General features: G+C 50.6%; 9 protein-coding genes. 4 read left to right on the top strand and 5 right to left on the bottom strand.

What is annotated here, in order from left to right; all coding sequences use genetic code 11:
• Nucleotides 1–224 precede the first annotated feature (224 nt).
• On the top strand, nucleotides 225–1,046 hold the full coding sequence (locus tag FDX03_RS18630) for a serine protease (RefSeq protein ID WP_048211723.1): 822 nt from the start codon (nucleotides 225–227) through the stop codon (nucleotides 1,044–1,046).
• Nucleotides 1,047–1,080: 34 nt separating this feature from the next.
• Here the strand turns inward: FDX03_RS18630 and mdtI are convergent, their stop codons facing one another.
• Nucleotides 1,081–1,410 (bottom strand): multidrug/spermidine efflux SMR transporter subunit MdtI, encoded by a 330-nt coding sequence (mdtI, locus tag FDX03_RS18625; RefSeq protein ID WP_040233868.1) that lies wholly within the window; start codon nucleotides 1,408–1,410, stop codon nucleotides 1,081–1,083.
• Nucleotides 1,397–1,762: a multidrug/spermidine efflux SMR transporter subunit MdtJ gene (gene mdtJ, locus FDX03_RS18620; RefSeq protein WP_161958620.1), complete on the bottom strand. Its 366-nt coding sequence runs from the start codon at nucleotides 1,760–1,762 to the stop codon at nucleotides 1,397–1,399. The genes mdtI and mdtJ overlap by 14 nt, the downstream gene beginning before the upstream one ends.
• A gap of 408 nt (nucleotides 1,763–2,170) precedes the next feature.
• On the opposite strand from mdtJ, the gene FDX03_RS18610 reads away from it, so the two are divergent.
• Nucleotides 2,171–3,205, top strand: coding sequence for an AI-2E family transporter (locus FDX03_RS18610; RefSeq protein WP_048211724.1), 1,035 nt, complete (start codon nucleotides 2,171–2,173; stop codon nucleotides 3,203–3,205).
• A 31-nt stretch (nucleotides 3,206–3,236) separates the two neighbouring features.
• On the opposite strand, the gene FDX03_RS18605 is transcribed toward FDX03_RS18610, so the two are convergent.
• Nucleotides 3,237–4,433: a multidrug effflux MFS transporter gene (locus FDX03_RS18605; protein ID WP_137346382.1), complete on the bottom strand. Its 1,197-nt coding sequence runs from the start codon at nucleotides 4,431–4,433 to the stop codon at nucleotides 3,237–3,239.
• A 262-nt stretch (nucleotides 4,434–4,695) separates the two neighbouring features.
• Here FDX03_RS18605 and FDX03_RS18600 point away from each other — a divergent pair, with 262 nt between their 5' ends.
• Nucleotides 4,696–5,547: an aldo/keto reductase gene (locus FDX03_RS18600; protein ID WP_048211726.1), complete on the top strand. Its 852-nt coding sequence runs from the start codon at nucleotides 4,696–4,698 to the stop codon at nucleotides 5,545–5,547.
• 45 nt (nucleotides 5,548–5,592) lie between these two features.
• Here the strand turns inward: FDX03_RS18600 and pntB are convergent, their stop codons facing one another.
• Nucleotides 5,593–6,981 carry a Re/Si-specific NAD(P)(+) transhydrogenase subunit beta gene (gene pntB / locus FDX03_RS18595; protein ID WP_137346381.1) on the bottom strand — a complete coding sequence of 463 codons (1,389 nt, stop codon included), beginning with the start codon at nucleotides 6,979–6,981 and terminating at the stop codon, nucleotides 5,593–5,595.
• Between the two features lie 10 nt (nucleotides 6,982–6,991).
• Complete coding sequence (gene pntA / locus FDX03_RS18590; protein ID WP_048212589.1) at nucleotides 6,992–8,521, bottom strand: Re/Si-specific NAD(P)(+) transhydrogenase subunit alpha; 1,530 nt, start codon at nucleotides 8,519–8,521, stop codon at nucleotides 6,992–6,994.
• 525 nt (nucleotides 8,522–9,046) lie between these two features.
• Between pntA and ydgH the strand changes: the two genes are divergently transcribed.
• Entirely contained in the window at nucleotides 9,047–9,991 is a 945-nt protein-coding gene (ydgH, locus tag FDX03_RS18585) for a DUF1471 family protein YdgH (protein ID WP_005121175.1), read from the top strand.
• Nucleotides 9,992–10,235: the final 244 nt, after the last annotated feature.

The raw sequence follows: 10,235 nt of genomic DNA, 5'->3' as shown, positions 1-10,235 counted from the left end.
CTAAATCAGTCTGATTTAGCGCCGCCTTTCGGAGGGTAAAATGGTGTCACATTACCGCTTTGAGTTCATTCTTATTACCCTGATAATTTGCGCTCTTATCGCCATGCATTTTTATCTTTCCTGAGTGTAGTTATCTGATTTTACTCCCACTTTCCCGCCGTCCCGTCTATAGTATTAACTGAGGGTTTGCTGTTAATAATCATAATTCCCCACCAGAGTGTGATATGCATAAAACCATTGCGGTATTACTGGGTTCAATTTGTCTATTTCCTGTCGTTGCACATGCGGAGCAGCCTGCAACGACCATTGCTGAAGCCGATAACATAAAAACGCTGTTTTTTGGTCATGATGATCGTGTGAGGGTGACTGACCCTACACAATCACCGTGGGACGCTATCGGGCAACTGGAAACCGCCAGCGGTAACCTGTGTACGGCTACGCTCATTTCACCTCACCTGGCCCTGACCGCCGGGCACTGCTTACTCACCCCACCAAAAGGCAAGCCGGATAAAGCCGTCGCGCTACGTTTTGTGTCGAAAAAGGGTATCTGGCGCTATGAAATCCACGGCATTGAAGGACGGGTTGATCCCTCTCTCGGCAAGCGTTTAAAAGCAGATGGTGACGGCTGGATTGTCCCACCTTCTGCAGCTCCGTGGGATTTTGGTCTGGTAGTGTTACGTTATCCCCCCTCCGGGATCACGCCGCTACCGTTATTTGACGGTGATAAAGCCGCGTTAACCGCTGCGCTAAAAGCTGCTGACCGTAAAGTGACTCAATCGGGGTACCCGGAAGATCACCTGGATGACCTGTACACGCATCAGGATTGCGTGGTAACTGGCTGGGCGCAAAATACAGTCTTGTCGCATCAGTGCGATACGCTCCCTGGCGACAGCGGCTCCCCATTGATGTTAAAGACAGATTCAGGCTGGCAATTGATTGGTGTGCAAAGCTCCGCTCCAGCAGCAAAAGATCGCTGGCGGGCAGATAATCGCGCCATTTCTGTGACGGGTTTTCGCGATAAACTCGAAGCACTGGCGAAGGGATGACGCATGCTGCCCACGTTTGCGGGCAGCACGTAGATTAGGCAAGTTTGATCATTATCATTCCGGCCAGCAGCAAGGCGACGCCAATCCAGCCTTTGTTATTCAGGCGCTGACCAAAAAGCACCCATCCTGCGGCCAACGTTGCGGCGATCCCGAATCCTCCCCACAGCGCGTAGGCGACAGAAAGGTCGATCCCTTTTACCGCCTGGGACAGCGCACTAAAGGCCGCTAACACCGCCACCAGCGACAACACGCCATAAGCCTTACGGCGGAAACCATCGGAAAATTTTAAGAAGACGTTAGCAACGATTTCAAGAACGATGGCCATTCCAAGCCACGCGCCGTGAACCCACTCAAACTGCTGCATGGGTCACCTCCCTCCTCGCTTTTGCCGGCTTGCGGGTACCCGATTTGATCAACACAATGCCTAACACCAGCGAGACCAGTCCAGCAACTTTCATCGTGGTCAAGGTTTCGTCGAATAACAACACGCTAAACAGCGTAATAAATAAAATTCCGATACCTTCCCATAAGGCATAGGCCACACCAAGGGCGATTTTTTTAACGGCAAAACTGAGAAAAATATACGATAAGGCGATCATTACCAGCATTAAAATAAAGCCCGCATTACCATGGCCTACGCTGGCCCATTTCATTGACAGCGTACCGGTAATTTCAGCCGCAATGGCCAGACCTAATAATATCCAGTAAAACATGATGCTTCTCCTGCTTGAGAATATAGTCCTTTGGGCCTACTGCATGCAGTAAACCAAAAAATAGAATCAGATAGCTCAGCGCATAACGCCAGCTCAGGCAGAAGAAGGGACTAAAGCGCGTTGCGCCAGTGTTGCTCACCCGCAAGCAAGAAAGTGGAGGAGGTACGAAGAAGTGTAGGTAAACGCAAAAACATCCTGAACGTATTGTCCATAATATTACAATTATCCGCAGTGTTGCTTCTCATCATCGCGGATGATAATTGTCCTCGGTAGTTAAACACAGATGATTTGTATCATAGGTTCAATGCGAACTCAAAATCTTTTCACTTCTTTACCCGACTCGTTTGATTTTTGTTATAACGGCTCGAGGCAGATCACATTATTATATTGATAAAAAACTCAGGGATTCACATGGCAAAACCGATCATCACGCTTAACGGCCTAAAAATAGTTATTATGCTCGGCATGTTGGTTATCATTTTAACCGGTATCCGATTTGCCGCCGATATCATCGTACCGTTTATTCTGGCGTTATTTATCGCCGTCGTGCTTAATCCCGTAGTACAACGCATGGTTAAGCTCCGCATACCGCGTGTATTTGCCGTGTCATTGCTGGTTGTTATTATTGTCATGCTAATGGTGCTGCTTCTGGCTTATTTAGGTACATCCTTAAATGAGCTGGCACGGACACTGCCGCAGTATCGTTCGTCATTGGTTATCCCACTGAAAAATATCGAACCGTGGCTACAACGTGCGGGGATCGGCGTTTCCGTAGACGAGTTGGTGAAATATGTCGATCCGAACGCTGCGATGACGCTGGTCACCAATTTATTGACGCAACTCTCTAATGCGATGTCCTCGATATTTCTACTGTTGCTGACCGTGGTTTTTATGCTGCTGGAAGTACCGCAACTCCCCGGAAAACTCAAACAAATGATGAGCCGCCCTCTTGAGGGAATGGCCGCGATCCAACGCGCTATCGACAGTGTCTCACACTATCTGGTACTAAAAACCGCCATCAGCATCGTCACCGGCCTGGTCGCCTGGGGCATGCTTGCCGCACTGGATGTCCGCTTCGCGTTTGTCTGGGGACTACTGGCCTTTGCCCTGAATTATATTCCTAACATCGGTTCGGTGTTGGCAGCGATTCCCCCTATTGCTCAGGTACTGGTATTCAGCGGTTTTTACGACGCGTTGCTCGTGCTGGCAGGTTATCTGGTGATTAACCTGGTATTCGGCAATATCCTCGAACCCCGCATCATGGGGCGTGGGCTGGGACTTTCTACGCTGGTGGTATTCCTGTCGCTGATTTTTTGGGGCTGGCTGCTCGGCCCCGTTGGGATGCTGCTTTCAGTACCGCTGACCATCATTGTAAAGATTGCCCTTGAGCAAACAAATGGTGGTCAAAGCATTGCCGTCCTGCTGAGCGATCTTAACAAAGAATAAGCGTATGCCCCGCTATCGCGGAGCTGTTCAACTACTGTTTGTCTCGGAACACCAGTGCGGCGCTCATCAGTGTGAATAGCGCAATAATCCAGGCCATGGTCCAGGGGGTGCCGTCACTCAATCTCGCCAGCAGTAACGATGAGATGATGCCACTGCCATACTGTAATGAACCAATCAGCGCCGAAGCTGACCCGGCGATATTGGGGGCCGCATCCAGCGCGGCGGCCGTCGACGTTGCTGCAATGATCCCATTCATCGAAAATAGTAGAAACACAGTGATGATAATGGCAATAACCCCCCCTATTTCCAGCTTAACCAGCAGTGCCAATGCAACAGCAGCCAGTGCCGCCAACATTGTCGCGTACTTAAGCAACTGTTCTAACGCGTGCCGTTGCACCAGCCGGCGGTTGACCGCACTCATCGCCATAACGCCGACAATATTTAACGCAAATAACCAGCCATAATGCTGCGGATCGACATGGTAATAGCGAATGTAAACAAATGGCGAACCGGTAATAAACGCATACGCACCCACGTAATAAAAGGTCAGACTCAGGGTGTAGCGCATAAATCGACCATTGGTTAATAGCGCGCGGTAATGCCGGAATGCGCCTGCCAGTGAGGCTTTTACGCGTCTTTCTTCAGGGATTGTTTCCGGTAACCACAGCAACGAGATAAACATCAGCACGCCAATGGCCACCAGTAACCAAAAAATAGAGTGCCAGGTGCTCAGTCGAATAATTTGCCCGCCAATCAATGGCCCTGCGATGGGGGCAATCGCCATAACCAGTACCAGGGTTGACAACATTTGCGCCGCACGAGTACGAGCAAAGAGATCACGAATCATGGCACGCGCCAGCATCGGTCCGGTACAGGCCCCCAGCGCCTGAAAGACCCGCCAGAAAACAATTTGCGTGATATCCGTGGACAGCGCACACCCCGCAGAACCGATGATAAACAGCACCATGCCGATGAACAACGGTGTACGTCTACCCAGATGATCGCTGATCGGTCCCCAGATCAGCTGCGCAATAGCAAACCCCACCAAAAAACCGGTAACAGTAAGCTCCACATTGCCGTTTAAATCCCCCGCCATGGTCGGCATCGCCGGGAGGTAGATATCGGTTGAAAGTGAAGTAAAGGCCATCAGGCCGCTGAGGATGAGAATAAAAGAGAGACCGGTCTGGCTTGCAGCAGCAGCCGGCAGGCACTGTTCACGTGTACGCATAGCGTCCTGTTATCTTAGGAAAAGTCAGGTGGCAGTATATACGGGGTGAATGACAGTGATTAGATAGCCAAAGAAGCATAAGTTTATGAACGCCAATCATGAGTAACGCCCTCTCCCCGCTAACACATGCGACAACCTTCGCATTTTAGCCTGCTAAAAATGAATTTAGCTCATAGGTCTATGCTGATTTAACGGACTAATGGTGTGAACAGATTCTTGCTAATCTGCTGGCAATGCAAAAAATGATGATCAGGAGCGTTCCATGAATACAACGGTCTTAAATAACGGTGTTGAGATGCCTCTGCTCGGTTTTGGTGTATACCAAATGACCGAAGCGAACGAGTGTGAGCAAGCCGTGCGGGATGCCATCGAAACAGGATATCGCCTGATCGATACCGCCGCCTCCTATCTGAATGAAACTCAGGTCGGCAATGCGCTGAAACAAAGCGGCGTACCCCGCGATGAACTTTTCATCACAACCAAGCTGTGGTTACAGGATACCAGCTACGCTGGCGCGAAAGCTCAGTTTGCGCGTTCGTTGCAGCGCCTTCAACTTGACTACCTTGACCTGTATTTAATCCACCAGCCCTATGGCGACGTACACGGTGCCTGGCGTGCGATGGAGGAACTCTACGAGGAAGGGAAAATTCGCGCAATTGGCGTCAGCAATTTTCACCCGGACCGTCTGGCAGATTTGATGGCCTTCAACCGCATCATCCCGGCGGTGAATCAGATAGAAGTGAATCCCTTCCACCAGCAACCGCATGCCGTAGCCTGGATGCAGAGCCGCAATATTCAACCACAAGCCTGGGCACCGTTCGCCGAGGGGCGCAATGACCTGTTTCAAAATCCGACACTGGCCGCGATTGGTAAAAAGTACGGGAAAAGCATCGGTCAGGTAGTACTGCGTTGGATTTATCAGCGCGGAATTATTTCTCTGGCGAAAACCGTGCGTAAAGCGCGTATGACAGAGAATATTCAGATACTGGATTTTACCTTAACGACTGAGGAAATGACGCAAATCGCCGCCATGGACGCCGGGATCAGCGCATTTTTCTCGCATCGCGATCCGGCGCGCGTGGAATGGATAACCCAGCGTAAACTGGATGTTTAATAAAAAAACGGCCTCCGCAGAGGCCGTCTTACTTTTAAGCACGCATTACAACGCTTTCAGAATCGCATCCACGCTGGCTTTGGCATCACCAAACAGCATATGGGTGTTTTCTTTAAAGAACAGCGGGTTCTGCACGCCTGCATAACCGGTGTTCATTGAGCGTTTGAACACGATAACATTCTGCGCTTTCCACACTTCCAGCACCGGCATTCCGGCTATCGGGCTGCGCGGATCATCCTGCGCTGCCGGGTTCACCGTATCGTTCGCGCCAATAACCAGCACGGTATCGGTATCGGCGAAATCATCGTTGATTTCATCCATTTCCAACACGATGTCATACGGCACTTTTGCTTCCGCCAACAGCACGTTCATGTGACCAGGCAAGCGCCCTGCTACCGGGTGAATACCAAAGCGGACTTTGATACCACGGGCGCGCAGTTTCTCAGTGATTTCCGCCACCGGATACTGCGCCTGCGCCACCGCCATACCGTAGCCCGGGGTGATAATCACAGAATGAGAGTTTTTCAGCATTTCAGCGGTATCTTCGGCATTAATCTCGCGATGTTCACCTGCTTCTTCGGTATCACCGGTTGAGGACCCATCGGTGCCAAACCCACCCGCAATAACGCTGATGAAAGAACGGTTCATTGCCTTACACATAATGTAAGACAGGATCGCACCCGAGGAACCGACCAGCGCACCCGTAACGATCAGCAGATCGTTGCTCAGCATAAAGCCTGCCGCTGCTGCCGCCCATCCTGAATAGGAGTTCAGCATAGAGACGACGACTGGCATATCGGCCCCACCGATGGATGCTACCAGGTGCCAACCAAACGCCAGTGCGATAATGGTCATCACCAGCAGCGCCAGAACCTGCAGGCCCACGCTCTCGGTACGAACAAACACCACCAGCAGCAGGAAAGAAACCACCAGTGCCGCCAGGTTCAACTTATGGCGATTCGGCAGCATCAGCGGCTTAGATGAGATCTTGCCGCGCAGTTTACCAAACGCCACGATAGAACCGGTGAAGGTTACTGCACCGATAAAGATGCCGAGGAACACTTCAGTCAGGTGAATGTTCACCAGGATCGGTTCCAGACCGGTATCGTGATACAGGTAGCTGTTGAAACCAACCAGTACGGCGGCCAGACCGACGAAGCTGTGCAGAATCGCCACCAACTCCGGCATCTCGGTCATCTCGACTCTTTTCGCCAGACGAATACCAATTGCACCACCAATGATCATTGCAACCAGAATCCAGGCGACGTTGCCGGTCTCCGGGCCAAAAATCGTGGCAATCAGCGCAATCGCCATCCCGGCGATGCCGTAGTTGTTACCCTGTTGAGACGTTTCGTGTTTGGAAAGTCCCGCCAGGCTGAAAATAAACAGGATTGCGGCAACAATGTATGCAGCTGTAACTAATCCTCCAGACATATGTTACCCCTTAGTTTTTCCGGAACATTTTCAGCATGCGCTGAGTCACGGTGAAGCCACCGAAAATATTAATGCTGGCAATAAGCACCGCGATAAAACTCAGGAAACTCACCCAGCCGCCCTGGCCAATTTGTAATAATGCCCCCACGACGATGATCCCGGAGATAGCGTTAGTCACGGACATCAGCGGGGTATGCAACGCATGCGAGACATTCCACACCACGTAGTAACCCACCACGCAGGAAAGTGCGAACACCGTAAAGTGTCCGAGGAACTCTTTTGGCGCGACGTCGGCTAGCCAGCCAAACAAAATCACCACCAGCGCCATCAGCGCATATTTGCGCCATGGGGATGCAGGTTTTTTCTCTTCCTGTGGTGCAGGTGCAGCTTTAGGCGCCGCTTGTGGCTGAGCAGAAACCTGGATGGGTGGTGCAGGCCACGTAATTTCACCATCGCGAACCACTGTCACGCCGCGCACCACCACATCGTCAAAATCAACGGTGATGTTGCCGTCTTTCTCTTTGCACAACAGTTTCAGCAGGTTTACAAGGTTGGTGCCATACAATTGTGAAGACTGAGTCGGCAAACGTCCCGGCAAATCGGTATAGCCGATAACCTTGACGCCGTTCTCGGTGGTGGTCACCTGATTGGCAACGGTATACTCGCAGTTACCCCCGTTTTGCGCGGCGAGATCGACAATCACGCTGCCGGGCTTCATCGAATCAACCATCTCACGCGTGATCAGTTTCGGCGCTGGTTTCCCCGGGATCAGCGCGGTGGTAACGATGATGTCGACGTCTTTTGCCTGAGCGGCGAACAGCTCCATCTCCGCTTTAATAAACGCTTCGGACATCACTTTGGCGTAGCCATCGCCGCTGCCCGCTTCTTCTTTAAAGTCCAGTTCGAGGAACTCAGCGCCCATACTCTGAACTTGTTCTTTTACTTCCGGGCGCGTGTCAAAGGCGCGAACAATCGCCCCGAGGCTGTTTGCTGCACCGATAGCGGCCAATCCCGCCACGCCAGCACCGATCACCATCACCTTGGCAGGTGGAACTTTACCCGCCGCGGTAATTTGCCCGGTAAAGAACCGTCCGAACTCATGTGCCGCTTCAACAATTGCACGATACCCGGCAATGTTGGCCATCGAGCTTAAGGCATCCAGTGACTGCGCACGCGAAATACGCGGCACGGAATCCATCGCCATGACCGTCACATTTCGCTCAGCGAGTTTTTGCAGTAGCTCAGGGTTCTGCGCAGGCCAGAGAAAACTCACCAGCGTGGTACCCGAATTAAGCAACGGAATCTCAAACGCTTCTGGCGCATTGACCTTCAGGATAATCTCTGACTGCCAGACAGCATTCCCGTCAACAATTTCTGCGCCTGCTTGCACAAACGCCTTATCGTCAAAACTAGCCAGTTGACCTGCGCCGCTTTCAACCGCGACGCTAAAACCCAGCTTCAGCAGCTGCTCAACCGTTTTCGGTGTGGCTGCAACACGGGTTTCATTGGTTAACCGTTCTTTTGGTATGCCAATTCGCATAATGTTCCCTTCCATCTGTATTTTTGATGATGGTTTATCAATGTTCGCAAGAGGCATGCGCACACTCCCGAGAGAGCTCAGTGTTACCCCAATAAAATAAAACAGTAACAAACTCTGTATAAGCTACTGAAAATGACGCCTGTGATCTAGCGCCAAAAAACAGTATTTATTATGAAATTTGCAAAACAGGAATGAATTCATTCGCAAGCAGGGATAATGCCCTTTAAATAGCCCGCAAAGGCCGATAATTCGCTCAAGCGAAGCGGCAAAACATGATTAAGCGCCACCGTAGAACAATTGATTAACATTAAATTAACTTATGAAATTCAACTGCTTTATCAGTTTTAGCCGCCAAACGCCGAATTTTTAGACATATCACTAAATGTTATCGATGTTGTTAGCATGGGTGGCACGATGAGTGAAAAATCACGCAGACACTGACACAATTTAAATGCAATAATCAGCCACGTTTCTAGTCAATAACAATACCAGTACCTGGTTTGCGCAAGGCGAAGGATTATTTTTATGAAGCTTAAGAACACTCTCCTGGCGTCCGCTCTTCTTTCTGCGACTGCTTTTTCTGTAAATGCAGCGACAGAATTGACGCCGGAGCAAGCAGCTGCCCTGAAACCCTATGACCGCATTGTGGTTACCGGTCGTTTTAATGCTATCGGTGATGCGGTAGACGCCGTATCTCGTCGTGCAGATAAAGACGGTGCAGCCTCCTTTTATGTTGTTGATACCTCAGATTTTGGCAGTGGCGGTAACTGGCGCGTCGTCGCCGATATCTATAAAGCCGACGCTGAAAAAGCAGAAGTCACCAAAAATCGCGTCATCAACGGCGTTATGGAATTACCGAAAGACCAGGCTGTTCTGATTGAACCTTTCGATACCGTTACGGTTCAGGGTTTCTACCGCAGCCAGCCTGAAGTAAATGATGCCATCACCAAAGTGGCGAAAGAAAAAGGGGCTTACTCTTTTTATATCGTACGCCAGGTTGATGCCAACCAGGGGGGTAACCAACGTATTACCGCATTCATCTACAAAGAAGATGCGAAAAAACGTGTTGTTCAAAGCCCTGATGCGATCCCTGCCGATTCTGATGCCGGACGTGCCGCTTTAGCAGCCGGTGGCGAAGCCGCGAAGAAAGTTGAAATCCCAGGCGTGGCAACAACCGCGTCTCCGAGTGCCGAAGTGGGTCGTTTCTTCGAAACTCAGTCAACTAAAGGCGGACGTTACACTGTCACCCTGCCTGACGGTACTAAAGTTGAGGAGTTGAACAAAGCTACCGCCGCGATGATGGTGCCGTTCGACAGCATCAAGTTCACCGGTAACTATGGCAACATGACCGAAGTCTCTTACCAGGTTGCGAAACGTGCAGCGAAAAAAGGTGCCAAGTACTACCACATTACCCGCCAGTGGTCGGAACGTGGTAACAACATGACCATCAGCGCCGACCTGTATAAGTAACAGACAGTTGTAACAATAAAAGGCGGCTTTATGCCGCCTTTAGCATTTTTAGTCACAAATCTGCCTATCCCCATTGCATGCGCTGTCTTCTCTCCGTAAAATCCCGCGCCTTGAGTCGCTTTCACCATTTTTATGCGATTTACCAAAATAATTATTCTCTCACTCTCGTTTTTGTAACTGGATACAAATGGAAAAGAAATTGGGTCTGAGTGCACTGACAGCGCTGGTTCTAAGCTCAATGCTT

Source organism: Citrobacter sp. wls827 (genome assembly GCF_005280875.1).
GTDB lineage: Bacteria > Pseudomonadota > Gammaproteobacteria > Enterobacterales > Enterobacteriaceae > Citrobacter > Citrobacter youngae.
The sequence above is the reverse complement of the archived record's forward strand: the minus strand, read 5'-3'. Positions and strand labels throughout refer to the sequence as shown.